Here is a 278-nt window from a genome sequence, read left to right as displayed (position 1 = left end):
CGACATCGTTGATACCTTGATTGAGCTTGAGTTTTTATCTGGTTTTAGCCTAGGTAATATTTGCGGTTTTAGCCGCGAACACAGCCATTTTAATATCAAAGAGCAAGTTGAAGGCTACAGGGAATTTTGTAAGTTTGAAATTATGCATCCTGTGGATCATCAAGATGCGTTATTAAGTGCCTTGTCTGCGGTTTGTAAACATAATCCGTGTCGATATTGGATTACACCCATTATTCATACAGGCACTTTGTGCTAGCCGCAAAAGAAAAGTACTAAGT

1 protein-coding gene is annotated in these 278 nt (G+C 38.8%); it reads left to right on the top strand.

Going from position 1 to position 278, the window contains the following annotated elements; translation table 11 throughout:
- The coding region (locus AAEY88_RS13255) for a DUF3240 family protein (RefSeq protein ID WP_350563140.1) at positions 1 to 256 on the top strand (256 nt) is incomplete at its 5' end.
- Positions 257 to 278 lie beyond the last annotated feature (22 nt).

The sequence above is a fragment of the Psychrobacter sp. CAL346-MNA-CIBAN-0220 genome, assembly GCF_040309805.1.
In the GTDB taxonomy this organism is placed as follows: Bacteria; Pseudomonadota; Gammaproteobacteria; order Pseudomonadales; family Moraxellaceae; genus Psychrobacter.
Note: the sequence above shows the minus strand (reverse complement) of the source record. Positions and strands in the feature narration are given on the sequence as shown.